A 24932-nucleotide genomic window follows, 5' to 3' on the forward strand; every position below is an offset into this window, starting at 1 on the left:
GCGACGGCCGCTCGCTCAGCGCTTCTGCTTGGACGGCGTGCCGCCGCGCTTCTCGCGCACGATCGGGGCGGGCTTGCTCTTGACCACCACCGGCCGGGTCTTGACCACGGCGGTCTTGCCGGCCAGCGCCTGGCGCGGCGCCACGGCGGTCTTGGCGCTCACGCCGCGCACCGCGGTGCCGGTGCCCACGCGGGCCGCGCGCGCGGCCTGCACCGGCAGGTAGACGACCACGCTCAGGCCACGCGCGAACACGTGGTTGGCCTTGACGTCGTTCCATTCGGCCACGCTGGCGGGGCTCACGCGGTAGCGCCGCGCGATGCTGGCCACGCTGTCGCTGCGGCCGGCCTTGACCGTGGTGCGGCGGGTGACGATCTCGGGCTGGAAGCTCAGGTGGCCGGTGTCGGCCACCAGCGCGGCCACGTCTTCCTGCACCCGCGCGCCGCGCGGCACGATCAGCGTCGAGCCGGCCTTGATCAGCATGCGCGGCGGCACCTGGTTGATGGCGCGCAGGTCGGCTTCGCTCATGCCCGAGCGTTGCGCCGCGTCGGCCACGGTCATGGTGCCGGGCACGGTCCAGGCGGTCCAGCTCGCGTACTGGCCCTGGCTGTAGGCCTCGAAGTTGCGCTGGAACACGGCGGCGTTGTCCCAGGGCAGCAGGATCTGCGGCGTGCCGGCCGCGAGCAGCACCGGCTTGTGGGCCGCGGGGTTGAGCGCGCGGAAGTCCTCGATGCGCACGTCGGCCAGCTTGGCGGCCAGCGCCACGTCCAGGTCGCGCGTGAGCGTCACGGTCTGGAAGTAGGGGTGGTTGGCGATCACCGGCAGGTCGACATTGAAGCGCTGCGGATCGGCCACGATGTTCTTGACCGCCTGCAGCTTGGGCACGTAGCCGCGCGTCTCGGCCGGCATCGTGAGGTCCATGTAGCCGGTCGGCAGGCCGGCGCGCTGGTTCTTGGCGATGGCGCGCCCGACGCTGCCTTCGCCCCAGTTGTAGGCGGCCAGCGCCAGGTGCCAGTCGCCGAACATGGTGTAGAGGCGCTGCAGGTAGTCGAGCGCGGCGCGGGTGGAGGCCAGCACGTCGCGCCGGTCGTCGCGGAAGATGTTCTGCTTGAGGTCGTAGTCGTTGCCGGTCGCGGGCATGAACTGCCACATGCCGGCGGCGCGCGCGCTGGACACGGCCTGCGGGTTGAAGGCGCTCTCGATGAAGGGCAGCAACGCCAGCTCGGTCGGCATGTTGCGGCGCTCGAGCTCCTCGACGATGTGGAAGATGTAGCGGTTGGAGCGCTCGGTCATGCGCTGCACGTAGTCGGGGCGCACTGCGTACCACTGCTCCTGCTCGCGCACCGTGTCGGTGTCGAGGTCGGGCATCTTGAAGCCGCGGCGGATGCGGTCCCACATGTCGACCGGGGGCGCCAGCGTGACCACGCTGCGCGCACTCGCACCGGAGCGGCCGGCGGTGATGGGGGTGAGCGCGCCGCCGGGGTAGACAGGCGCGGCGGAACCGTCGGGCAGTGCGACGGGTGGCATGCCGCCGTCGGTGGCGGGCAGGTCCGTCGACGAAGGCTGCTGCGTGCTGGCGCAGCCCGCGAGAAAGACGGCGCCTGCCAGGCAGACGGCGGAGAGAAATTTCATCGGAAGTCGTTTTTCCATTGGCGCAATGCGGCGAACACCTCGACCTCGGCCGCATTGGCGCCGAGGTGGGCCTGTGCGCGCACGGCTTGAAGGACGGTGGCTTCGCGGCTGCGAAGAAAGGGGTTGATCCGGCGCTCGGTGCCGAGCTGCGAGGGCAGTGTCGGCGTACCGTGCGCGCGCAGCGATTCGCAATGCGCCGTGTAGTGAGTCAGATCGGCGTTGCCGGGTTCCACCGCGCGGGCGAATCGCAGGTTAGCAAGTGTGTATTCGTGGCCGCAGCACACGCGGGTGTCGCCGGGCAGCGCGGCCAGCGTGTCGAGCGAGGCCAGCATCTGCGCCGGCGTGCCCTCGAAGATGCGGCCGCAGCCGCCCGAGAACAGCGTGTCGCCGCAGAACAGGATCGGGGCCTGGCCCTGCGGCGCGTCGGCGGGCAGGAAGAAGGCGATGTGGCCGGCGGTATGGCCCGGGATGTCGAACACCTCGAAGCGCAGGCCCAGGGCCTCGGCATGGTCGCCACTGGCCAGCGGCGTGTAAGGCTCGGCAATGTTTTCGCTGGCCGGACCGAAGACCTGCGCCCCGGTGGCTTCGCGCAGCGCCACCACACCGCCCGTGTGATCGGCGTGATGGTGCGTGACTAGAATCGCGGCCAGTTGCAGATGTGCGCGCGCCAGCGCGTCGAACACCGGTTGGGCGTCGCCCGGGTCCACCACGATCGCGTGGCTCCCGTTCTGCAGCATCCAGATGTAGTTGTCAGCGAAGGCGGGCAGCGGAACAAGGGTCATGAGCGGTCAAATTATAGGTTTGCAGGATTGGTTCGAGACCCCGCCTGGCCAGTACCTGCTGGCATGGGAGCAGGCGCAGTTCGACCAGGCCGTGGCCGATGTCTTCGGCTACCACGCGCTGCAGCTGGGCCTGGGCGGCATCGACGCGCTGCGCAGCAACCGCATGCCGCACCGCTGGCTGGCGCTCGCCGACACCGCACCCACGGGCCGCGCCGCGCTGTTGACCGAATTCTCCGCCTTGCCCTTCCCCGCGAACAGCCTTGACCTGATCGTGCTGCCGCACACGCTCGAACTCAGCCCCGATCCCCATGCGACGCTGCGCGAAGTCGAGCGTGTGCTGGTGCCCGAAGGCCGGGTCATCATCTGCGGGCTGAACCCTACCAGCCTCTGGGGCATGCGCCAGCGGCGCGCCCATCTTTACAAACGGCTGGGCTTCGGCGAGCTGTTCCTGCCCGAGACCGGCGACTTCATCGGCTACTGGCGCATGCGCGACTGGCTGCGCCTGCTGAGCTTCGAGGTCGAGTCGGGCCGCTTCGGCGTGTACCGTCCGGCGGTGCGCAGCGAGGCCTGGCTCGAGCGCCTGCGCTGGTTCGACACCGCCGGGGAACGCTGGTGGCCGATCTTCGGCGCCGTCTATTTCCTGGTCGCGGTCAAGCGGGTGCGCGGCATGCGCCTGCTGAGCGCAGACTGGCGGCGCGCCTCGCAACGCGCCAGCGCACCCGTGCCGATCGCCGGCCGGATGCACCGCGAACCCGGTTCGCACCACCCCTCATCCAACAACAAAGGAAACGGTTCTTGAACGAAGTACAGATCTACACCGACGGGGCTTGCAAGGGCAATCCCGGGCCGGGCGGCTGGGGCGCCTGGCTCAAGTCGGGCCCGACCGAAAAGGAGTTGTTCGGCGGCGAACTCGCCACCACCAACAACCGCATGGAACTGCAGGCCGTGATCGAAGGCCTGGCCGCGCTCAAGCGACCCTGCAAGGTCGTCCTGTACCTCGACAGCCAGTATGTGCGCCAGGGCATCACGGAATGGATCAAGGGCTGGAAGGCCAAGGGCTGGATGACCGCCAGCAAGCAGCCGGTGAAGAACGTAGAACTCTGGAAGCGCCTCGATGCGCTGGTGCAGGAGGGTGGTCACCAGATCGAATGGCGCTGGGTCAAGGGGCACTCGGGCGATCCGGGCAACGAGCGGGCCGACATGCTGGCCAACAAGGGCGTCGACAAGGCCTTGGGACGCCTCTGAGCGATAGGTGGGGCCGAGTTCATTCGTGAAACACCGCGGAACCGGCTTTGCCGGGCCGCTGGTGTTGCCCCCGGTGAGGGGGGTGGCGAAGCGACACGAAGTGCGCGAAGCCTGGGGGAGTACCTAGATACAGCCGTCGAACAACATCACGTCGACGGCCTCGCCCGCGGCCACGCTGCCCTGGTCGTGGTGCAGCACCACCAGGCCATTGGCCTCGGCCATCGAGCGCAACACGCCCGAGCCCTGGTTCGTCGCGATGCACACCTCGGGCAATGCGCCCGGCACCGTGCGCACGAAACCGCGCTGGTACTCGGTGCGGCCCGGCTTCTTGCGGATCGCGCTGGCCGTGGTCGCGCGCAGCAGCGGCGGCAGGGCGCGGTGCGCGGCATTGCAACCCATGCGCTGCAGCAGGGCCGGGCGCACGAAGGCGAGAAAGGTCACCATCACGGCCACCGGGTTGCCCGGCAGCCCGAACAGCAGGGCGTCGCTGCCGTCGCTGCGCGCGATCAGGCCCACGGCCATCGGCCGGCCCGGCCGCATGGCGATGCGCCAGAAGGCGACGTCGCCGAGTCGCTGCATCACGGCGCGCGTGTGGTCGGCCTCGCCGACGCTCACGCCGCCGCTGCTGATGATCACGTCGGCCTGCTGCGCGGCCTGGCGCAGCGTGGCTTCGAGCGCCGCCGGGTCGTCGCGCACCACGCCCAGGTCGACGATCTCGCAGCCCAGCCGCGTCAGCAGTCCCAGCAGCGTGTAGCGGTTGCTGTCGTAGACCGCGCCGTCGCGCGGCGCCTCGCCCAGGCTCAGGATCTCGTTGCCGGTCGAGAAACTGGCCACGCGCAGCCGCGGCCACACCGGCAGGCTTGCCAGCCCGAGGCTCGCGGCCAGGCCCAGTGCGGCCGGGCCGAGACGGTCGCCTTCGCGCAGCGCCGCGCGGCCGGCCGCGAGGTCTTCGCCGGCCCGCCGCCGGTTGGCGCCGCGGCGCAGCGCGGTGGCGGCAAAGCGCACTTCGCCGTCGGCGACCGTGCACAACTCTTGTGGCACGACCGTGTCGAGGCCGGGCGGCATGACGGCACCGGTCGTGATGCGCAACGCTTCGCCGGCCTGGAGGCGGCCGTGCCAGCAGGCGCCTGCCAGCGCCGTGCCGGCGATCCGCAGCCGGAGTTCGCCTGGGGCGCCGTCGAGCATCGCACCGTCGAAGGCAAAACCGTCCATGGCCGAGTTGTCGTGCGGTGGCACGTCGAAGGGCGAGACGATGTCCCGGGCCAGCACGCGGCCGAGCGCGAGATGCAGCGGCACCGTGTCCTGCGGCCGGCCCGCGGCCGGCATCACGAGCCGGGCCAGGAAGGCCTGCACGCCCTCGACGCTCAGCGCCTGCGGGTCGTGGGCCTGCAGCGCGGCTTCGATCTCGGTGAGGCGGTTCATGGCGTCGACCGGGCTTCGAGCGCCTGCAGTTCGGCCAGGGTGTTGGCGTTGGCGAAGGCGTCGGGCGCGTCCTCGGGTCGGTCGAAGCGCACCTGCACCGTGCGATGGCCGGCGGTCCAGGCGTCGATCTTGCGGCCGCCTTGGGCGATGAAGCGGGCGAGGCTGTCGCGCAGCGCGGTGGACAGCAGGCAGAACACGGGTTGCGGGCGCCACACGGTGGCGCCTTGCGCATCGGCCTCGGGTGCGCAGGCGACGGCGATCTCGGCCTCCGCCGCCGCCAGCGCATCGGCCATGCGGCGGGCGAGGTCGTGCGGGAACAGGGGGGTGTCGCAGGGCACGGTCAGCAGCCAGGGTGTCTCGCAATGCACGAGTCCGGCCAGGAAACCGGCCAGCGGGCCCGGCTGGCGGTCGTCGGCGTCGGGCCAGACCGGCGCGCCGAAGGCTTCGTAAGTCGCGAGGTTGCGGTTGGCATTGAAGCGCAGCGCCCCGACCTGCGGCGCGAGCCGGCGCGCCGCGTGCCGGGCCAGGGGCAGGCCGTCGAAAGGCTGCAGGCCCTTGTCGACGCCGCCCATGCGCGCGCCGCGGCCACCGGCGAGCACCAGGCCCGTGATGTCTTGCGTGGCAATCTTCATCCGCCGATGTAGCTCATTTCGACCCGGCGCGGCGCGCCCGGGTCGCTGGTGTCGGGGCCGCGCAGCGCGCGCAGTTCGGAATAACGGTCGGAGCGGCCCTGCCAGATGTGGCCGATGGCCGACAGGAGGGCGTCGTCGGACGACTCGGCCGCGCGCAGCAGGGGCCGCAGATCGTGCCCGCCGCTGGCGAACAGGCACAGGTAGAGCTTGCCTTCGGTCGAGAGCCGGGCCCGGCTGCAGTCGCCGCAGAAGGCCTGCGTCACGCTGCTGATCACGCCGATCTCGCCGCCACCGTCTTCGTAGGCCCAGCGCTGCGCCGTTTCGCCGGGCGCGGACGCCTGCAGTTGACGCAGCGGGAATTCGGCGGCGATGCGCGCGACGACCTCGGCCGAGGGCAGGACTTCGTCCATGCGCCAGCCGTTGGTGGCGCCGACGTCCATGTACTCGATGAAGCGCAGCACGGCACCGGTGCGCCGGAAATGCCGCGCCATCGGCAGGATCTCCTGGTCGTTGGTGCCGCGCTTGACCACCATGTTGATCTTGACCGGCAGGCCGGCTGCCTGCGCGGCCTCGATGCCGGCCAGCACCTCGGTCACCGGGAAGTCGACGTCGTTCATGCGACGGAACACCGCATCGTCGAGGCCGTCGAGGCTCACCGTCACACGCTGCAGGCCAGCGGCCTTCAACGCCCCGGCCTTGCGGGCGAGCAGCGAGGCGTTGGTGGTCAACGTCAGGTCCAGCGGCTGGCCGTCGGGCGTGCGCAGCGCGGCCAGTTGCTCGACCAGCGATTCCAGGTTCTTGCGCAGCAGCGGCTCGCCGCCGGTCAGCCGCAGTTTGCGCACGCCGTGCGCCGCGAACAGCCGCGCCAGGCGCGTGATCTCCTCGAAGCTCAGCAGCGCGCCGTGCGGCAGGTAGCGGTAGTCCTTATCGAACACTTCCTTGGGCATGCAGTAGCTGCAGCGGAAGTTGCAGCGGTCGGTCACGCTGATGCGCAGGTCGGTGAGCGGGCGGCCGAGCCGGTCTTGCAGCGTCCCCGTGGCCGGCACCGCTGGCACGACCTGCATCGCCACCGGCGCGCCCGGAGAGGCGCGGCCGATGTCGGCGAGGGGGACGAAGGTCTCATTCATGGCGGGATGGCGTGCGGAAGCCAATTTACCTGATCGCCCCGGCCGTTTCGCCATCCGGGACAAGCCGATGCGGGGCAGGGCGGGTTCGCCCTCGTCGGTAAAACCCCTGGATGGACGTCGGTGGTGAGAATGACTATCATTTGATGGCCCGAGTACGCAAAGCTCCATTCGACGCAAAGGGTGAAACGAGAGGAGCTTTGCATGAACCGATCCCCGGATCTTCTGCGCACGCCCGCCGAGCCCTTGCCGCCGGGGCTGCCCGAATGGGAGGGCCTGATGCGCGGCGTTTGCGACGCCATGCGGCGCGGTCAGGCCTCGTTGGCCGAGACCACCTGCCTGCAGGCGCTGGCGATCGCGCAGGCCTTGCTAACGGCCGGCGACGCCGCCCGCGCGGACGATCGCATGGCGGCCTTCGTCGTCACGCACCTGCAGCTTGCCGACCTCTGCCGCAACGCCGACCGCGAGCACGACGCCGTGGCCCACCTCTGCACCGCCCACCGCACCTTGATGGCACTGCTGCGCAGCGGCAGCGCCGAGCCCGCCCTGCAGCAGGCCGCCTTCCGCCACAGCCGCGAAACCCACGCCGCGCTGCTGGCGCACCTGGCCGAGCACGGCAGCGATCCGGCCATCGTGGCCGCGCTGCGTGCCGGCTGCATGCCTTTTTCGCACGCGGCGCACGGCGCCACGCTGCACTGACCGTTTCCGTTTTCGTTTTTTATCGCCAAGGAACCCCGCCATGCCTCACGTCCTCCCCAGCCTGCCTTATGCCTATGACGCGCTGGAGCCGCACATCGACGCGCAGACGATGGAGATCCATTTCACGAAGCATCACCAGACCTACGTGAACAACCTCAACGCCGCGCTCGCGGGCACCGATTTCGCCGAGCAGTCCGTCGAGCAGTTGGTCGTGCACATCGACAAGCTGCCCGAGGCCCTGCGCGGGCCGGTGCGCAACAACGGCGGCGGCCATGCCAACCACAGCCTGTTCTGGACCGTGATGTCGCCCACCGGCGGCGGTGTGCCCACCGGCGATCTGGCCCGCGCCATCGACGCCGACCTCGGCGGCTTCGACGCCTTCAAGGAGGCCTTCACCAAGGCCGCGCTGACCCGCTTCGGCAGCGGCTGGGCCTGGCTCGGGGTCTCGAAGGAGGGCAAGCTGGCCGTCGAGAGCAGCGGCAACCAGGACAGCCCGCTGATGGCGGGCATCGGTTCGGGCAACACACCCATCCTCGGGCTCGACGTGTGGGAGCACGCCTACTACCTGAAGTACCAGAACCGTCGCCCCGAATACATCGCGGCCTTCTACAACGTGGTGGATTGGGCCGAAGTGGCGCGGCGCTACGCCGCAGCGCGTGCCTGAGGAGGACAGGATGGACGAGACACGGTCGGTGGCGGTGCGTCAGGGGTGGTCGATGCGCCAGGGCATCGGCGGGCTGATCGTGGCGGCCGGGGTGGCCGTGCTGCTCGCCCAGTTCTGGCAGTTCGTGGCCGGCAACCCGGTCGTCTTCAATGCCTTCGTCGGCGGTTCGGTGGCGGCACTGGCCACCGCGTTGGGCACGCTGCCGGTGCTGTTCTCGCAGAAGCTGTCGGACCGCGTGCAGGACACGCTGTTCGGCTTCGGCGCCGGCGTGATGCTGGCCGCCTGCGCCTTCTCGCTGGTCATCCCGGGCCTCGAGGCCGCGCGCTCGAACCAGGTCTTCGGCGGGGGCCTGTGGGCGGCCGGGGGCGTGGTGGGCAGCGCGATCCTGCTGGGCGCGCTGGCCTTGCTGGTCCTCGACCGTGTGCTGCCGCACGAGCACTTCATCAAGGGGCGCGAGGGCCATTCGGCGCAGAAACTTCGGCGCACCTGGCTGTTCGTGATCGCCATCACGCTGCACAACCTGCCCGAGGGCCTGGCGATCGGCGTGGGCTATGCGGGCAACGAAGGCCTGCGCGCCAATGCGCTGGCCACCGGCATCGCGATCCAGGACGTGCCCGAAGGCCTGGTGGTGGCCGTGGCGCTGCTGGGCGCGGGCTACAGCCGGGCGTTCGCGGTCGCACTGGGCATGGCCTCGGGCCTGGTGGAACCGATCGGCGCCGTGATCGGCGCGGCCATCGTGGGCTATTCGGCCGCGCTGCTGCCCTGGGGCCTGGGCTTCGCGGCCGGCGCCATGCTGTTCGTGATCAGCCACGAGATCATCCCGGAGTCGCACCGCAAGGGGCACGAGGCCTTCGCCACGGGCGGGCTGATGATCGGCTTCGTGCTGATGATGATGCTGGACACCGCCTTGGCCTGACCCGCGCGTCTTCCGGTCTGTTCGTGGAACACCGCGGAACCGGCTTTGCCGGGCCGCTGGTGTTGCCCCCGGAGGGGGGAGGGCGCTGCCACACGAAGTGGGCAAGCCTGGGGGAGAGCCCGTTCTAGCCGTGCTTGACCGCGATGGTTTTCAGGGTCGTGAAGCCGTACAGCGCCTCGAAACCCTTCTCGCGGCCGTAGCCCGAGGACTTCACGCCGCCGAAGGGCAGCTCCACGCCGCCGCCGGCGCCGTAGTTGTTGATGAAGACTTGGCCGGCGCGCACGCGCTTGGCCATGCGGAACTGGCGGGCGCCGTTCTCGGTCCAGACGCCGGCCACCAGGCCGAACTGGGTCGCATTGGCCAGGGCCACGGCCTCGTCCTCGTCGCGGAAGGACATGGCGGCCAGCACCGGGCCGAACACTTCTTCCTGCGCCAGGCGGTGGCCCACGGGCACGTCGCGCAGCAGGGTAGGGGCCTGGTAGAAGCCGGTTTCCGGCGCCTCGTCGACCACTACGCCCTGCGCCACCATCGGGATGCCGGCGACCTGCGCGTCGGACAGGAAGTCCCAGACGCGCTGCTGCTGCGTCTGGCGGATCAGCGGACCCACGTCCAGGTCCATCGCGGCCGGGCCGACGCGCAGCGCCTCGAAGGCCTTGCCCAGGCGCTCGAGCACCAGTTCGTAGATGTCGCGCTCGATCAGCACGCGCGAGCCGGCCGAGCAGGTCTGGCCGGCGTTCTGCACGATGGCGTTGATCAGCGTCGGGATGGCGGCGTTGATGTCGGCGTCGGCGAACAGGATCTGCGGGCTCTTGCCGCCCAGCTCCAGCGTGACCGGGCAGTGGCGCTCGGCCGCGACCTGCTGGATCAGCGTGCCGATCTTCGGGCTGCCGGTGAAGCTGATGTGGTCGATGCCTTCGTGGCGCGCCAGCGCGTCGCCCACCTCGTGGCCGTAGCCGGTCACGATGTTCAGGGCGCCCGCCGGGAAGCCGGCTTCGGCCGCCAGCTGGGCCACGCGGATCAGCGACAGGCAGGCGTCCTCGGCCGGCTTGACCACGCAGACGTTGCCCGCGGCCAGCGCGCCGCCCACGCTGCGGCCGAAGATCTGCATCGGGTAGTTCCAGGGGATCACGTGGCCGGTCACGCCGTGCGGCTCGCGCCAGGTGAAGACGCTGTAGCCGTCCTGGTAGGGGATCGTCTCGCCGTGCAGCTTGTCGCAGGCGCCGGCGTAGAACTCGAAGTAGCGCACCAGCGCCAGCGCATCGGCCCGGGCCTGTTTCACCGGCTTGCCGCAGTCGCGCTGCTCGAGCAGTGCCAGTTCGTCGACGTGCTCGGCGACCTTCTGCGACAGGCGATAGAGCAGGCGGCCGCGTTCGGCCGCGCTCACCTTGTGCCAGACGCTCTCGAAGCAGTCGCGCGCGGCGCGTACCGCGGTGTCGATGTCGGCCGCGTTGCTGCGCTGGATTTCTTCGAAGACCTGGCCGTCCGACGGATCGATGACGGGCAGGGTGCGGCCCGACGAGGAGGGCACGTCGGCATTGGCGATGTAGTTGAGTTGCATGTCGGATCACACGGCTGGAAGCCGTTCTGGAGATGGTCTTGGGAAGCGTCTGGAAGGGTCGGTCCGCAAGCGCGGTATGGTCGGTACCCAGCCGCCAATGGTAAGAGGCCTGCGCCCATCGCGCCGGCACTGCCTGGCGCGGACCTTGCAAACGGCCCTGAATGCCCCAACTTCGATCCATGAACGCAACACCCAACATCAGCCTCGACGTCACCGAAAGGTTGGCCCAGCTCCTCGAGCGGCTCGACCACAGCGCCGTGCCGGTGGGCGCAGACCAGTACCGTTCGGTCGTGATGCACCTCGTGCATGAATTCGCCGACCTGGCCCCGAGCGTCGCGCTGGGACCGCTGCTCGACAGCTACCCGGCCGCCGCCGAGGTCTACGAAAACCTCCAGTACCCGCACGCCGGCCTGTGCCGCTCCGGGCTGGATGCCGCCATGGCCGCCGAACTGCGCGCCAAAGAAGCCATCGCCCGCGCCATGGCCACCCCTCCCGCACCGGATGCCGCCCATGTCCAAGGATGATGTGAAGACGGCCGTGGTGGCCGACGGACTGCGTTACAAGTCCAAGCCCTCGGGCTCGCCCTTCCGGGCGTCCTCGTCCTTCAGCGGCGCGACCATGTCCTGCTTCATGTGCGGCAAGCACCGCCTGCGCTCGCAGATGCGTACCCGCCAGGTGCTGGGCAAGTCGCAAAGCGTCTGTGCCCCCTCCTGCAAGGTGCTGGCCGAACAGCTCGAAGGCGCCGGACCGGCCACCGAGGGCGGGTAATCGCGGATTGCACCCAAGGGATTTCCGTACTTTCGAACGATGTAGTTCAAACGGGTACTTGAAATTCGGTAGGCGGTGCAGTGAAATGGCGTGTAAGAGTTAGAAACAAATGATTCTTGAATTTTCGATTGTTTTCTGATTCTTGAGCGAAGGGTCGTCCGTTTTGCGGGGGGAGACGTTCTCCCGGAACGATTCCCGACCCGGCCCCAAGGAGGACCATTTTGAACAACCCGCGGCACGTCATCATGCAGGTCGTCAAGCGCTCCGGCGGCGCCTCGCACCACGTGAGCTTCACCATCGACGACCATTTCGTCGAGCGCCTGAGCCAGCTGCGCTCGCTGGTGCCCCCCCTCACGACGCTCAGCAGGCAACGCGATCTGGTGATCGACAAGGTGCGCGTGCGCCTGCCCACCGCGGTGTGGCGTGCCGGCGCGCTGGTCGAGGACCAGATCGAGGGCTCCTGCATCGTGATCGCGAACGAAGGCCTCTTCAGTTGCGGCGGCAAGGACCGGCGCAGCAAGGAGAAGCTCGTGACCTACGCCTTTTCCATCGCGCGCCTGGGCGAACTGCACGCCGAGCGGCGTGTGGGCGAGACCCTCTACATCCGCGACGGCGTGTTCACCAATGACGAGCCCGCCGATTCGCCGGCCGGCCGATGGGTCGCATCGCTGCACGAGTTCGAGGAGGTGCGCGTGCCGGACGCCCCCTCCGACTTCGACACCCTGCAGGGGGCGCCGCTGCGCGCCGAAGAGCGCCTGCATGCCTCGCCCGGCCTGCGCTTGAACTGAGCCCTGCGGCAGCGCTCCAGTAGACTGCTCGGCCTGAAGGCCGTTGCGATCTCCGCACCGGCGACGGAGACAACATTCGACATGAATCGCAAGACACTGCTTTCGCTGCTGGCCCTCTCGGCCCTCTCGACGTTCACGCTGGCACCGACCGCCGCCCTGGCGCAGGGCACCGCCGCCTACCCCAACAAGCCGATCCGCCTGATCGTTCCCTTCCCGCCGGGCGGCGGCACCGACATCATGTCGCGCATCGTCGGCCAGCGTCTGTCCGAAGCCAACAAGTGGACCGTGGTGGTGGACAACCGGCCGGGCGCCGGCGGCACCATCGGTATCACCGAGGCGGTGCGCATGCCCGCCACCGGCTACGAGATGGTCATGGGCCAGAAGGACAACCTGGCCGTGGCGCCCTGGCTCTACAAGGGCCTGAGCTACGACCCCTCGAAGGACCTGACGGCGGTGGCGCTGGTGGCCGAGTCGCCGCTGGTGATCGTCACCGCGGCCAATTCGCCGTTCAAGAACATGGCCGACGTGATCGCCGCGGCCAAGGCCGCGCCCGACACCATCACCTACGGCAGCCCGGGCAACGGCACCACCATCCACCTGGCCGGCGAGATGTTCAAGATGGACGCCGGCATCAAGATCACGCACGTGCCCTACAAGGGCTCGAACCCGGCCGTCATCGACACGATGAGCGGCACGGTCTCGATGATGGTGTCGTCCATCCCCTCGGCGATCTCGCAGATCAAGGCCGGCAAGCTGCGCGCCCTGGCCGTGACCTCGGCCAAGCGCAGCGTGAGCCTGCCCGACGTGCCGACGATCGCCGAGTCGACCCCGCTCAAGGATTTCGACGTGAGCTCCTGGTACGGCGTCTTCATGCCGGCCAACGCGCCCAAGGACGTGGTCGCCACCGTGAACGCGGCGATCAACAAGCAACTGGCGCTGCCCGAAGTGCGGGAAGCGATCCACGCCCAGGGTGCCGAGCCGCGCCCGCTCACGCCCGAGGCCTTCGGCGCGCTGGTCAAGGCCGACTACGTCAAGTGGAAGGGCATCGTCGCCGCTTCCGGCGTCAAGGTCGAGTGAAAGCGGGCGGGTCGATGCAGACACCGGTCGCAGCCTGATGGGCGCCGCATTCCAAGCCCTGTCGCTGCCGGGCGTGATGCTCTGGGGGCTGGTGTTCTTCGGCGGCCTCTACCTGAGCTTCGGCGCGATCACCTGGCTGCTCACGCAGCGCGTGCTGCCCGCCCTGGGCATCGGCCGCGTGCTCGATCCGCGGCCGGTGCGCGCCGAGCAGTGGCGCCGCGAGTTCACGCAGTCCGGCCTCTCGGTGCTGATCTTCGGCCTGGGCATGGTGTTCCCCTGGGGTCTGCTGCAGCTGGGCTGGGCCCGGCTCGCGGTCGATGCCGGCGGCTGGCAGATCGCGGCCGAGATCCTCGTGCTCGCGGTCTGGAACGACGTGCATTTCTGGATCAACCACCGGCTGCTGCACACCAAGCTGCTGCGCCGCTTTCACGGGCCGCACCACCGTTCGGTGGTCACCACGCCGTTCTCGACCTACAGCTTCCATCCCATCGAGGCGCTGATGCTGGGCAACGTGATCCTGTGGCCGATGCTGGTGCATGACTTCAGCTTCTGGTCGCTGGCGTCGGTGCCGGTGTTCAGCCTGTTCTTCAACTGCATCGGCCACGCCAACTACGACTTCGTGACCCGCGTGTCCTACGGCCACTGGTTCGCCGCGAGCCGGCGCCACCATCTGCACCACGCCGCGCACGCAGGCAACTACGGTTTCCAGTTCACCTTCATGGACCGGCTGTTCGGCACGCGCCTGCCGGCCGATGCGGCCGACGTGCAGCTCGAGGCTTTCCGCCGCAAGCAGGCGACACAAGGGCCCGGCGCCTGAAGCGCACACGCATGCCGCGGCTGCGCCACTTTCGCGACTGGCAGAGCCTGGCCTACCTGGTGGCGCTGCCCGCACTCGCGGCCTGGCAATGGGTGCACGGCTTCTGGTGGCCGCTCTATGCGCTGATGCTGTTCCTCACGCTGGGCATCGGCGTGATCCACCACAATCACACGCACCTGCGCATGTGGCACGGGCGTTGGGCCAACCGGGCCACCGACCTCTACATCACGCTGCTGCAGGGCCATCCGACCTTCGTGTTCTGGCCGGCGCACGTGGCCAACCACCATCGGCATCGGCACGGCGAGCGCGACGTGGCGCGCACCTACCGTTTCGGCGGCGACACCAACCACCTGTGGGGCTACCTGCTGCATCCGCTGCAGGCGGTCTTCGTGCTGTATCCGCACATTCTGGGCTGGCTCGCGGCGCTGCGCCGGCGCGGTCCGGGCGCCTTCCGCTACTGCATGGCGCAGTACGCGGTGTGGCTGGGCTCGTGGGCGCTGCTGCTGGCGATCGACTGGCGCCGGGCGCTGCTGTTCGTGATCGTGCCGCAGTTGCACGGCCTGCACTGGCTGCTGGCGACCAACTACCTGCAGCACGCGCATGCCGACGGCAGCCCGCGCCGCGAAAAAGTCGCACCAGGCGATACGCAACGGGGCGCACTGAACTACGCACGCAACTTCGAGGGGCTGGTGAACCCGCTGTTGTTCAACATCGGGCTTCACACCGCTCACCATGAGAACCCGCATGCCCACTGGTCCGACCTCACCCGACTGCACCGCGACACCTACCGCGAGCGCGTCGACCCCGCGCTCAACGAAGGCGGCCTGCTGCCGTACATGTTCCGCGTGTTCGTGCTCGGTGCCGTCGTGCCGCGCTTTCGCAGCCGCTCGCTGATGCCCGCGCGCCCCGTCGTCGATCTTTCTTCCCACTGAATCCCATGCCCGTTCCCTTTCAACGCGTCTACCTTCAAAGCGCCGGCAGCTTCCTGCCCGGCGAGCCCGTCGACAACGAGCGGATGGACGACTACATCGCGCCGCTCAACCGCCTGTCGCAGCGCATCAAGCGCCGGATCCTGGCCGAGAACGGCATTCGCGAGCGCTACTACGCGATCGATGCCGAGGGCCGCACCGTGTTCACCAATGCACAGCTCGCCGCCGGCGCGATCCGCGACTGCCTGACACGTGGCGGCGCCGACCTGACGCAGGTGTCGATGCTGGCCAGCGGCTCCTCGGGCGGCGACGCGCTGATGCCCGGCTTCGCCAACATGATCCAGGGCGAGCTCGCCGCGCCGCCGATGGAAACGCTGTCGGTGCACGGCATCTGCGCGGCCGGCGTGGGCGCGATCCAGGCGGCCGCCCAGGGCATCGAGCTCGGCGCGCACCGCAGCGCGCTCGCGGTGGCCGCCGAGATGCCCTCGCGCCTGTTCAAGCGCTCGCGCTTCGCCGCGCGCGGCTACGAGACCGACTTCGACTCGCACTTCCTGCGCTGGATGCTGTCCGATGGGGCGGGCGCGCTGCTGCTGTCCGACGGCGCGGCGCTGGCCGGCGCCAAGGGCCTGAAGCTCCGGCTCAAGTGGGTGCACCAGCGCGCCTTCTCGGGCGACTACCCGGTCTGCATGCAGCTGGGCCTGACCGAGGACCGCGAGCGCGGCCACCTCGACTTCGGCTCCTGGGCCGAGGCCGAGGCCGCCGGTGCGCTGTCGCTGCGCCAGGACATCCGGCTGCTGCCGCACCTGTTCGACATCGGCATTCACGAGTACGCGCAACTGGTGAAGGACGGCTGGGTCGACCCGGCGCGGGTCGACCACTTCCTGTGCCACTACTCCTCGGAAAAATTCATCCCGGTGGTGGAGGACCTGATGGGCAAGGCCGGCCTCGCGATCCCGCGCGAGCGCTGGTACAGCAACCTCGCCTGGCGCGGCAACACCGGGGCGGCGTCGATCCTGGTGATGCTGTCCGAATTCCTGCAGACGCGCACCCTGAAGGCTGGCGAGCAGATCTTCTGCTACGTGCCGGAGTCGGGTCGTTTCATGGCCGCCTACATGCTGCTCGAGGTCGAAGCCGCCGACGCGCCGCCGGCCGCGATCGCCGCGCCGCAGGCCAAGGCGGCCCCGATGCCGGCCGAGGACGAATTCATCGCGCCGCCGCACGATCCCGGTTCCGCCCCCGACGGCCTGCGCGACCTGCTCACCGAGCTGGCCTCGATCTGGCACGACTACCGCTCGCAGGTCTGGCGCACACCGCTGGTGCGCAAGATCCGCGAGCGCCGCTTCGCCGTGCCCGACTACCTGAACTGGATGGCGCAGTGGGTGCCGCAGGTGCGTGAAGGCAGCCTCTGGATGCGCGAAGGCGCGGCCTCGCTGACCGGCGACTACCAGACGCTGGCCGCGCTGATCGACGTGCACGCCGGAGAAGAGCAGAACGACTTCCAGATCCTGTTCGACGACTACCGCAAGGCGGGCGGGCCGGTGAGCGACATCGCCCAGCTGCGCCGCAACCCGGGCGGCGAGGCGCTCAACGCCTACCTGCACGGCCTGGCCGCGACGCCCAACCCGATCGGGCTGCTGGGCGCGATCTACGTCATCGAAGGCACGGGCCAGCGCATCGTGCCGGCGCTGCTGCCGCTGCTCAAGGCCTCGCTGAAGCTGCCGCCCGACGTGTTCCGCTTTCTCGAATACCACGGCCACAACGACGAGCACCACCTGAGCCGCTGGCTGATGGCGGTCGAGATGGTGATGGCGATCGACCCCGGTGGCGACGCGCCCCGGAAGATCGTCGAGACCGCGCGCCACACGGCGGCCCTGTACCTGATGCAGTTCCAGCACATCACGCAAGGATGAAATGAGCCGCCACCCGATTCCGGAATTTCTCTCGAAGCCGCACGACGAGCGCGATCCCAGCCCCTGGCGCGCGCTCTACCTGGACCAGAGCACGCCGCTGCCGGACGAGGTCAAGTCGGCCTGGCTGGCCGACTCGAGCTCGGCCTCGCGGCAGTTCCTGCTGCCTTTCCTGCGGCCGCTGGCGCGCACCTTCATCATCCTGTTCCAGATCGTCAAGGTGTTCGTGCCGCGCAACTGGTCGCACTCGGGGCTGCTGCACCGCTTCCTGGCCTGGGGGCTGCAGCATTTCGTGTCGCCCGAGGCCAACTGGCTGATCCTGCGGCATTTCCATCTGGGCTCGCAGGTGCTGGCCTTCATCGGCGCCAACTCGCCCGTGCCGGTGTCCACCACGCCGCTGACGCCGATGGACATCGACGCGCTCAAGGACCACACCTTCCTCAAGCACGACCTCAACCTGTTCAATTTCGTGATCCGCCTCAACACGGCGCTGCGCGAGAAGGGGCTGGAGCTGTGCAAGCCCGAGCACGTCGACTTCTCGATGATCCGCGACCCGGGCCTGAAGCTGGAGGACATGCCGCACGGCAAGCTCAACTTCCTCGACCTGCAGAGCGCGATCGAGCTGTTCACGCCGCTCTACCAGCTGATGCTCACCGACAACGATTTCTGGCGCGCCGCCAACTCGCTGCAGCTCGACGAGACCATCGGCATCTACGCGGCCACGCTGCTGGCGGCGCCCGAGCACCTGGTGCTGGTCAACAACAAGCACCCCCTGGTGCCGCTGTCGACGCTGCGTGCGGGCTACCGGCTGGTGATCCACGGCCTGTCGACCGAGATGCTGCACAGCCTGCTCGACCGTTTCCGGCTGGCCCAGGAGGAGGGCGTGGCCGTCAACACGACCAGCGGGCCGGCCGACGCCGGCTGAGCGGCCCTACTTCTTCGCGGCCGGCTGCAGGTCCTTCACTGCCGCGAGCATCTTCTCGACGTGCTTGGCCGGATTCAGGCTCTGGTAGTAGAAGGCGACCGCGCCGTTGGGCGCGATCACGTACGAGATGCGATTGGCATACTCGGGCCGCGTCTGCATCAGCGCGTCGAAGGATTTGCTGATGGTGCGGGTCTGGTCCGACGCCACCGGGAATTTGCCCTGGCAGGCCTGGCTGGAGAATTTCGCCAGCGTTTCCGGGTCGTCGGTCGAGACGCCGATCACGGTGGCGCCAGCCGCCTTGAAGTCCTCCATGGCCTCGGCGAAGGCGTGGGCCTCCATCGAGCAGCCGGTGGAGAATGCGGCCGGGAAGAAGTAGAGCACCACCGGCCCTTTCTGCAGCGCATCGCCCAGCGAATAGGTGAAGGGCTTGCCGTCGAGCGCCGCCGGCGCGTTGAACCGGGGGGCCGACTCGCCGATGTCGAGCGCAGCCGCGGCCGGCTGCGAGGCGCCGAAAGCGAGCATCATCAGCGGTATGACAAGAAATTTGGGAGCCATGGACAGCATGTTTTCATCCCCGGAAAAACGATGATGCGCATCTTAGTCCGCCAAGTCGTGGCGCGCTGCGCCGCGCGGCTGGCCTTGCTTGGCGTCGTGGTCTTGCTGGCCGCCTGCGGCGGCCTGCCGATCGCCAAGCAGATGCAGCCCACGCTGTCGCGGCCGGTCGATCCGTCGACACCGCTGGCGAAGATCGTCGAGGCCTCGACGCCGCCGGGCGAGCATTCGGGCTTCCGGCTGATGCCGCTGGGCGTCTATTCGCTCGATGCGCGCATCGAACTGGCCCGCCGCGCCCAGCGCACCCTCGACGTGCAGTACTACGTGCTGGCCAACGACGGCGCGGGCGGCCTGCTGCTGCGCACGCTCAAGGAAGCGGCGCTGCGTGGCGTGCGGGTGCGGCTCCTGGTCGACGACCTCTACACCGTCGACACCGACCAGATGCTGCTGGCGCTCACGGCCACGCCCAACGTCGAGGTGCGCCTGTTCAACCCCTTCTGCTGCGCGCGCGGCAGCCTGGCCGGCCGCTTCGCCGCCTCGGCCTTCGACGTCCAGCGGCTCAACCACCGGATGCACAACAAGCTGTTCATCGCCGACGGCGTGATGGCCGTGGCCGGGGGGCGCAACATCGCCGACGAGTACTTCACGCTGAACAGCGCGCAGAACTTCATCGACATGGACGCGCTGGTGGTGGGCAAGGTGATCCGGGAGCTGGAGGTGATCTTCGATCTGTACTGGAACAGCGAGGAGGTCTATCCGATCGCTGCTATCGTCCAGCCCTACGCGGGAAAGACGGCCATGGACAGCGACTTCGACGCCCGCGTCGGCATGGGCGTGCCGCCGCCCAAGGTGGTGCTGCCGCCGGCCGACGTGCTGGGCTATGGCCCGATCGGCGAAGAATTCGATGCCGGCCAGGTCGGCTTCCTCTGGGGCCAGGCCGCAGCGGTGGCCGACCCGCCCGCCAAGCTGCGCTACATGACGGCCGACGAGGCCTTCTCCACCAGCGTCACGGCGCATTTCTGGCAGCAGCTGCTGCGGGCGGAGAACGACGTGGTGCTGACCTCGCCCTACATGGTGCCGGGCGAACGCGGCATGGAAGGGTTCGCGCAGCTGCGGGATTGGGGCGTGAACGTCACGCTGCTGACCAATTCGCTGGCGGCCAACGACGAGCCCCTGGTGCACAGCGGCTATGCGCGCTACCGCAAGCGGCTGCTGGAACTGGGCATCGACCTGTACGAACTGAGTCCGGAGCGCACCACGCGCAACAAGCGCCTGGGCGTCTTCGGCAGCTCGCTGGGGCGGCTGCATGCCAAGACCGCGGTGGTCGACAAGCGGCGGGTCTTCATCGGATCGGTCAACCTCGATCCGCGCTCGGCCACGCAGAACACCGAACTGGGCATTTCGGTCGACAGCCCGCAACTGGCGCGCGAGATGCTGCGCATCATCAACATCAGCAAGCTGGAGAGTGCCTACCGCGTGCGGCTCGACGGGTCGAGCGAGCGGCTGGAGTGGCTGTCGATGGACGATGAAAAGGAAGTGATCCTCTACGACGAGCCGGAATCGACCTGGCGCCAGCGCTTCTTCATCAACCTCTTCGGGCCGCTGGTGCCCGAGGGGTTGCTGTAGCGCGGCGCCGCGGCGCTCTGACTTCCGTCCTTACTTCTTGATCGTGACTTCGACCCGCCGCGCTTCGGCGGGCGGCCCGTCGGCCTGGGTCTGCTCAGGCTTGGCCAGCTCGACCTTGTCGGCCGGCGCGCCTGCGGCCTTGAGCGCCTCGCCCACGGCCTCGGCACGCTGCCTGGCGAGCTCGGCGTTCTTCGCCGGATCGCCGCTGGCGTCGTGGTAGCCGCTGACCAGCGCGGTGCTGCCGCTCTGCACGGCCTTGACCACATCGGCCAGGGCCTCGCGGCCGCCGGGCGCGACCTCGGCCTTGCCGGTCGCGAAGTAGAACTTCACGATGCCGTTCTCCACCTTCACCAGCGCGCTCTCGGCCGCGGCCATGGGTGAAGCGGGCGCGGCGACAGGCGCCATGGCCGCGGGCGGTGTCACCGGCGCGGCCGCGACCTCGCCGCCATGGAACTTGACCACCAGCGGCACGATCAGCAGCGCCACGATGTTGATGATCTTGATCAGCGGGTTGACGGCCGGGCCGGCCGTGTCCTTGTAGGGGTCGCCCACGGTGTCGCCGGTGACGGCCGCCTTGTGCGCCTCGGAGCCCTTGCCGCCGTGGTGGCCGTCCTCGATGTACTTCTTGGCGTTGTCCCACGCGCCGCCGCCGGTGCACATCGAGATCGCCACGAACAGGCCGGTGACGATGGTGCCCATGAGCAGCCCGCCCAGTGCCTTGGGGCCCAGCAGCAGGCCGACCAGGATCGGCACCACCACCGGCAGCAGCGAGGGAATCATCATCTCCTTGATGGCCGCGCCGGTCAGCATGCCGACGGCCTTGCCGTATTCGGGCTTGGCCGTGCCTTCCATGATGCCGGGGATCTCGCGGAACTGGCGCCGCACTTCCTCCACCACCGCGCCGGCCGCGCGGCCCACGGCCTCCATGGCCATGGCGCCGAACAGGTAGGGGATCAGCCCGCCGATGAACAGGCCGACGATCACCATCGGGTCGCTCAGGTTGAAGCTGATGGCCTGGCCGTAGCTCTCGAGCTTGTGGGTGTAGTCGGCGAACAGCACCAGCGAGGCCAGGCCGGCCGAGCCGATCGCATAGCCCTTGGTCACGGCCTTGGTGGTGTTGCCCACCGCGTCGAGCGGGTCGGTCACGGCGCGCACGCTGGCGGGCAGCTCGGCCATCTCGGCGATGCCGCCGGCGTTGTCGGTGATCGGGCCGTAGGCGTCGAGCGCGACCACGATGCCGGCCATGCTCAGCATGGCCGTGGCCGCCACCGCGATGCCGAACAGGCCGGCCAGCGAATAGGAAGCCAGGATCGCGATGCAGACGAAGATCACCGGCCAGGCGGTCGAACGCATCGACACGCCCAGGCCCGCGATGATGTTGGTGCCGTGGCCGGTGGTCGAGGCCTGCGCGATGTGCTGCACCGGCTTGTACTGGGTGCCGGTGTAGTACTCGGTGATCCAGACCAGCGCGGCGGTCAGCGCCAGGCCCACGAAGCAGGCGCCGAAGAGCTTGAGCTGGCTGCCGCTGGGGGCGATGGCGTTGTCCGGCATGATCCAGCGGGTGACGAACCAGAACGCGATCAGCGACAGCACGCCCGCCACCGCCAGCCCCTTGTAGAGCGCCGGCATCACGTTGGTCATGCCCGGCGAGGCCTTGACGAAGAAGCAGCCGATGATCGACGCGATGATCGACACGCCGCCCAGCGCCAGCGGGTAGAGCACCGCGTTGACCGGCGCCGCCGTGACCATCAGCGCGCCCAGCACCATGGTGGCGATCAGCGTGACCGCATAGGTCTCGAACAGGTCGGCCGCCATGCCGGCGCAGTCGCCCACGTTGTCGCCCACGTTGTCGGCGATCACCGCCGGGTTGCGCGGGTCGTCTTCCGGGATGCCGGCTTCGACCTTGCCCACCAGGTCGGCGCCGACGTCGGCGCCCTTGGTGAAGATGCCACCGCCCAGCCGGGCGAAGATCGAGATCAGCGAGGAGCCGAAGGCGAAGCCGATCAGCGGGTTGAGCAGCGCCGCCAGGCCCGGGCCCTGCGCCGGGCTGTGGCCCGCGAGGAACCAGTAGAAGCCCGCCACGCCCAGCAGCCCGAGCCCCACCACCAGCATGCCGGTGATGGCGCCGCCGCGGAAGGCCACGTCGAGCGCCGGGCCGATGCCCTGCGTCGCGGCCTGGGCGGTGCGCACGTTGGCGCGCACCGAGACGTTCATGCCGATGAAGCCGCAGGCGCCGGAGAGCACCGCGCCGATCACGAAGCCGATGGCGGTGGTGGCGTCGAGGAACAGGCCGATCAGGATCGCCAGCACCAGGCCCACGATGCCGATGGTGCGGTACTGCTTGGCCAGGTAGGCGGCGGCGCCTTGCTGGATCGCCGCCGCGATCTCCTGCATGCGGGCGTTGCCGGGGTCTTTCGCGAGGATCCAGCTGCGGGCCCAGAAGCCATAGCCGACGGCCACGAGGCCGCAGACGATGGCGAGGACGAGAGGGGTGTTGCCAATCATGCCTTGCATCTCCATTCGTTCGTTGTGACTTGTGGAGACGAGAGCCCGACCCGGTGCGCAACGCGTACGGGTCAAGGCTGCCGTCGCGTTGCTTCCTCGAAGCCTGCACCGTGGAACGACACAGACCGATTGGCCAACGGCGGCAATTTACAGGCAAAAGCCGCGGCGTGGTGCGGTCGGGCAGGCCACGAAAGTAAACTTCGGGTTTGTCCGAATCCCCCTCCAACTTTTCACTACACCGCTAAAACCATGTCCCTCGACAAAGTTTCCCCCGGCAAGAACCTCCCCGATGCCTTCAACGTGGTCATCGAGATCCCGATGAACTCGGACCCGATCAAGTACGAGGTGGACAAGGAATCGGGCGCGCTGTTCGTCGATCGCTTCATGACGACCGCGATGTACTACCCCGCCAACTACGGCTACGTGCCGCAGACGCTGAGCGGCGACGGCGACCCGGTCGACGTGCTGGTGATCGCGCCGTACCCGCTGCTGCCGGGCGTGGTGGTGCCCTGCCGTCCGCTGGGCATCCTGATGATGGAAGACGAGGCGGGCGTCGACGGCAAGGTGCTGGCCGTGCCCACCACCAAGGTGCTGCCGATCTACAGCCACTGGAATTCGATCGACGACGTGAACCCGATGCGCCTGAAGGCCATCAGCCACTTCTTCGAGCACTACAAGGACCTGGAAGCCGGCAAGTGGGTCAAGATCCTCGGCTGGGAAGGCATCGACGCCGCCAAGAAGGAAATCCTGGACGGCATCGCGAACTACAACAAGTAATTCGGCCTTGCGCAGAAGAAGCGCCACCGCCCCTCGGGGCCGTGGCGCTTTTTGCTGCCTGTCCGTGGTGGGGTGCATACCAGCGCTGTCGCGCACGCGGACGGAGCGTGCGAAACGCGCCCCTACAATCCATCGCCTTCACCGCTTCCTCTCGCCTCTGTCGCCATGCTGTTTCCCACGGTCGAGTACGGCCTCTTCTTCCTGCTCGTGCTCGCGGTGGCCTGGGGACTCTGCCGATGGCTGGATGCGCACAAGGCCTTCCTGCTGATCGCCAGCTATGTCTTCTACGGCTTCTGGAACTGGGCTTATGTGCCGCTGCTGTTCGGCATCTCGCTGTTCGCGGGGCTGGTGGCGCAGCGCATCCAGCGCAACGAGGACGCCAGGGTGCGCAAGCGCTGGCTGGTGTTCGGCGTGGTGGTCTGCCTCGCGGTGCTGGTCCACTACAAGTACACGACCTTCCTGCTGCTGGCGCTGATCGACGCCTGGGGCGCCTTCGGCACGCCGCCCGCGATCCAGCTCGACAGCGTGGCCCTGCCGCTGGGCGTGTCCTTCTTCGTCTTCCACGCGATCTCGCTGCTGGGCGACGTGTACCGGCGCAAGCTCAAGCAGGCGGTACGCATCCCCGACGTGCTGCTCTACGTGGCCTTCTTCCCGCAGCTGATCGCCGGCCCGATCCTGCGCGCCTCGCAGTTCATGCCGCAGCTGCTCGAGCGCCGCCGGCCCGATGCGGTGCGCGTGAACCGCGGCCTGATGCTGATCGTCGTGGGCCTGTTCAAGAAGGTGGTGGTGGCCAACCTGCTGGCCACGCAGCTGGTCGACCCGGTGTTCTCCAACCCGCGCATCTACGGCGGCTGGGACATGCTGCTGGCGGTCTACGGCTACGCGGTGCAGATCTACTGCGACTTCTCGGGCTATACCGACATCGCGATCGGCTGCGCGCTGCTGCTGGGCTACCGCTTCCCGCGCAACTTCGACGCGCCCTATGTCTCGGGCAGCCCGCAGGAGTTCTGGCGGCGCTGGCACATCTCGCTGTCGACCTGGCTGCGCGACTACCTCTACATTCCGCTGGGCGGCTCGCGTGGCGGCCCCTGGCGCACCAGCCTCAACCTGATGGTCACGATGCTGCTGGGCGGCCTGTGGCACGGCGCGGCCTGGACCTTCGTGGTCTGGGGCGCGCTGCATGGCCTGTACCTCGTGATCCACCGCGCCTGGGCCGCCTTGCCCTGGCCCGCGCTGGTGCGCTGGCGCACGACAGTGGCCTGGCGCTGGATCGCGCGGCTGCTGCTGTTCCATGCGGTGTGCGCGGCCTGGGTGTTTTTCCGTGCGCCGAGCTTCGACCTGGCTTTCGCGGTCTTCGGCCGGCTGGCCGAGCCCGGCGTGCTGACCCTGGCCACCGGGCCGGTGCTGATCGCGCTGAGCATCGGCCTGGCCGGCCAGTACGTGCCGCGCCGGTGGTTCAATGCGCTCGAGCTCGGCCTCGGGCGCTGGCCCGCGCTGGTGCGCGGCGGCGCGCTGGCCACGGCCGTGTTCGCGATCGACCTGCTGGGCCCGACCGGGATCGCGCCCTTCATCTACTTCCAGTTCTGAGCA

At 68.9% G+C, this 24932-nt stretch carries 24 protein-coding genes; 16 read left to right on the forward strand and 8 right to left on the reverse strand.

Annotated features, from left to right (window positions below):
- Positions 1–15: 15 nt before the first annotated feature.
- Both K0H49_RS28185 and gloB read right to left on the reverse strand, forming a co-directional pair.
- Positions 16–1629 carry a transglycosylase SLT domain-containing protein gene (locus K0H49_RS28185; protein WP_219219863.1) on the reverse strand — a complete coding sequence of 538 codons (1614 nt, stop codon included), beginning with the start codon at positions 1627–1629 and terminating at the stop codon, positions 16–18.
- Complete coding sequence (gloB, locus tag K0H49_RS28190; protein WP_219219864.1) at positions 1626–2411, reverse strand: hydroxyacylglutathione hydrolase; 786 nt, start codon at positions 2409–2411, stop codon at positions 1626–1628. The genes K0H49_RS28185 and gloB overlap by 4 nt, the downstream gene beginning before the upstream one ends.
- A 19-nt stretch (positions 2412–2430) precedes the next feature.
- Here gloB and K0H49_RS28195 point away from each other — a divergent pair, with 19 nt between their 5' ends.
- Both K0H49_RS28195 and rnhA read left to right on the forward strand, forming a co-directional pair.
- Positions 2431–3210: a class I SAM-dependent methyltransferase gene (locus K0H49_RS28195; RefSeq protein WP_219220393.1), complete on the forward strand. Its 780-nt coding sequence runs from the start codon at positions 2431–2433 to the stop codon at positions 3208–3210.
- On the forward strand, positions 3207–3656 hold the full coding sequence (rnhA, locus tag K0H49_RS28200) for a ribonuclease HI (protein ID WP_219219865.1): 450 nt from the start codon (positions 3207–3209) through the stop codon (positions 3654–3656). Before K0H49_RS28195 ends, rnhA begins: the two co-directional genes overlap by 4 nt.
- 123 nt (positions 3657–3779) lie before the next feature.
- Here rnhA and moeA read toward each other — a convergent pair whose 3' ends face one another.
- The 3 genes from moeA to moaA are packed head-to-tail and all read right to left on the reverse strand — an operon-like array spanning position 3780 to position 6837.
- Complete coding sequence (moeA, locus tag K0H49_RS28205) at positions 3780–5078, reverse strand: molybdopterin molybdotransferase MoeA (RefSeq protein WP_219219866.1); 1299 nt, start codon at positions 5076–5078, stop codon at positions 3780–3782.
- Positions 5075–5710, reverse strand: coding sequence for a molybdenum cofactor guanylyltransferase MobA (gene mobA / locus K0H49_RS28210; protein ID WP_219219867.1), 636 nt, complete (start codon positions 5708–5710; stop codon positions 5075–5077). The genes moeA and mobA overlap by 4 nt, the downstream gene beginning before the upstream one ends.
- Entirely contained in the window at positions 5707–6837 is a 1131-nt protein-coding gene (gene moaA / locus K0H49_RS28215) for a GTP 3',8-cyclase MoaA (RefSeq protein WP_219219868.1), read from the reverse strand. Before moaA ends, mobA begins: the two co-directional genes overlap by 4 nt.
- A gap of 201 nt (positions 6838–7038) precedes the next feature.
- On the opposite strand from moaA, the gene K0H49_RS28220 reads away from it, so the two are divergent.
- Genes K0H49_RS28220 through K0H49_RS28230 form a run of 3 tightly spaced genes read left to right on the forward strand, consistent with a single transcriptional unit; the run spans position 7039 to position 9113 of the window.
- On the forward strand, positions 7039–7533 hold the full coding sequence (locus tag K0H49_RS28220) for a hypothetical protein (RefSeq protein WP_219219869.1): 495 nt from the start codon (positions 7039–7041) through the stop codon (positions 7531–7533).
- 40 nt (positions 7534–7573) lie between these two features.
- Positions 7574–8197, forward strand: a complete 624-nt coding sequence (locus K0H49_RS28225) for a superoxide dismutase (protein WP_219219871.1) — start codon at positions 7574–7576, stop codon at positions 8195–8197.
- Positions 8198–8207: 10 nt separating this feature from the next.
- Entirely contained in the window at positions 8208–9113 is a 906-nt protein-coding gene (locus tag K0H49_RS28230) for a ZIP family metal transporter (RefSeq protein WP_219219873.1), read from the forward strand.
- 124 nt (positions 9114–9237) lie between these two features.
- On the opposite strand, the gene K0H49_RS28235 is transcribed toward K0H49_RS28230, so the two are convergent.
- On the reverse strand, positions 9238–10671 hold the full coding sequence (locus K0H49_RS28235; protein ID WP_219219875.1) for an aldehyde dehydrogenase family protein: 1434 nt from the start codon (positions 10669–10671) through the stop codon (positions 9238–9240).
- Positions 10672–10850: 179 nt separating this feature from the next.
- Here K0H49_RS28235 and K0H49_RS28240 point away from each other — a divergent pair, with 179 nt between their 5' ends.
- From K0H49_RS28240 to K0H49_RS28275, 8 genes are all read left to right on the forward strand, one after another.
- On the forward strand, positions 10851–11195 hold the full coding sequence (locus K0H49_RS28240) for a hypothetical protein (RefSeq protein WP_219219877.1): 345 nt from the start codon (positions 10851–10853) through the stop codon (positions 11193–11195).
- A complete protein-coding gene (locus tag K0H49_RS28245) occupies positions 11182–11439 on the forward strand; it encodes a hypothetical protein (RefSeq protein WP_219219879.1) in 258 nt (85 codons plus the stop codon). Before K0H49_RS28240 ends, K0H49_RS28245 begins: the two co-directional genes overlap by 14 nt.
- A gap of 221 nt (positions 11440–11660) precedes the next feature.
- Entirely contained in the window at positions 11661–12227 is a 567-nt protein-coding gene (locus tag K0H49_RS28250; protein WP_219219881.1) for a hypothetical protein, read from the forward strand.
- Positions 12228–12308: 81 nt separating this feature from the next.
- Positions 12309–13304 carry a Bug family tripartite tricarboxylate transporter substrate binding protein gene (locus K0H49_RS28255; RefSeq protein WP_219219882.1) on the forward strand — a complete coding sequence of 332 codons (996 nt, stop codon included), beginning with the start codon at positions 12309–12311 and terminating at the stop codon, positions 13302–13304.
- A 37-nt stretch (positions 13305–13341) separates the two neighbouring features.
- Positions 13342–14121: a sterol desaturase family protein gene (locus K0H49_RS28260; RefSeq protein ID WP_219219883.1), complete on the forward strand. Its 780-nt coding sequence runs from the start codon at positions 13342–13344 to the stop codon at positions 14119–14121.
- 11 nt (positions 14122–14132) lie between these two features.
- A complete protein-coding gene (locus tag K0H49_RS28265) occupies positions 14133–15053 on the forward strand; it encodes a fatty acid desaturase family protein (RefSeq protein WP_219219885.1) in 921 nt (306 codons plus the stop codon).
- Positions 15054–15058: 5 nt separating this feature from the next.
- The gene (locus K0H49_RS28270; RefSeq protein ID WP_219219886.1) at positions 15059–16960 is read left to right on the forward strand and encodes an iron-containing redox enzyme family protein; all 1902 of its coding nucleotides are present in this window, start codon (positions 15059–15061) and stop codon (positions 16958–16960) included.
- Position 16961: 1 nt separating this feature from the next.
- Positions 16962–17882 carry a DUF6999 family protein gene (locus K0H49_RS28275; RefSeq protein ID WP_219219889.1) on the forward strand — a complete coding sequence of 307 codons (921 nt, stop codon included), beginning with the start codon at positions 16962–16964 and terminating at the stop codon, positions 17880–17882.
- 6 nt (positions 17883–17888) lie between these two features.
- Here the strand turns inward: K0H49_RS28275 and K0H49_RS28280 are convergent, their stop codons facing one another.
- Positions 17889–18437 (reverse strand): peroxiredoxin, encoded by a 549-nt coding sequence (locus K0H49_RS28280; RefSeq protein WP_219219891.1) that lies wholly within the window; start codon positions 18435–18437, stop codon positions 17889–17891.
- A 33-nt stretch (positions 18438–18470) separates the two neighbouring features.
- Here K0H49_RS28280 and K0H49_RS28285 point away from each other — a divergent pair, with 33 nt between their 5' ends.
- The gene (locus K0H49_RS28285; RefSeq protein ID WP_219219892.1) at positions 18471–20060 is read left to right on the forward strand and encodes a phospholipase D family protein; all 1590 of its coding nucleotides are present in this window, start codon (positions 18471–18473) and stop codon (positions 20058–20060) included.
- A 30-nt stretch (positions 20061–20090) separates the two neighbouring features.
- Here the strand turns inward: K0H49_RS28285 and K0H49_RS28290 are convergent, their stop codons facing one another.
- A complete protein-coding gene (locus K0H49_RS28290; RefSeq protein ID WP_219219894.1) occupies positions 20091–22565 on the reverse strand; it encodes a sodium-translocating pyrophosphatase in 2475 nt (824 codons plus the stop codon).
- A 249-nt stretch (positions 22566–22814) separates the two neighbouring features.
- On the opposite strand from K0H49_RS28290, the gene ppa reads away from it, so the two are divergent.
- Complete coding sequence (gene ppa, locus K0H49_RS28295) at positions 22815–23342, forward strand: inorganic diphosphatase (protein ID WP_219219896.1); 528 nt, start codon at positions 22815–22817, stop codon at positions 23340–23342.
- Between the two features lie 165 nt (positions 23343–23507).
- The gene (locus K0H49_RS28300; RefSeq protein WP_219219898.1) at positions 23508–24929 is read left to right on the forward strand and encodes an MBOAT family O-acyltransferase; all 1422 of its coding nucleotides are present in this window, start codon (positions 23508–23510) and stop codon (positions 24927–24929) included.
- The last annotated feature ends 3 nt before the right edge of the window (positions 24930–24932 follow it).

The sequence above is a fragment of the Variovorax boronicumulans genome, assembly GCF_019352895.1.
Taxonomy (GTDB): domain Bacteria; phylum Pseudomonadota; class Gammaproteobacteria; order Burkholderiales; family Burkholderiaceae_C; genus Variovorax; species Variovorax boronicumulans_A.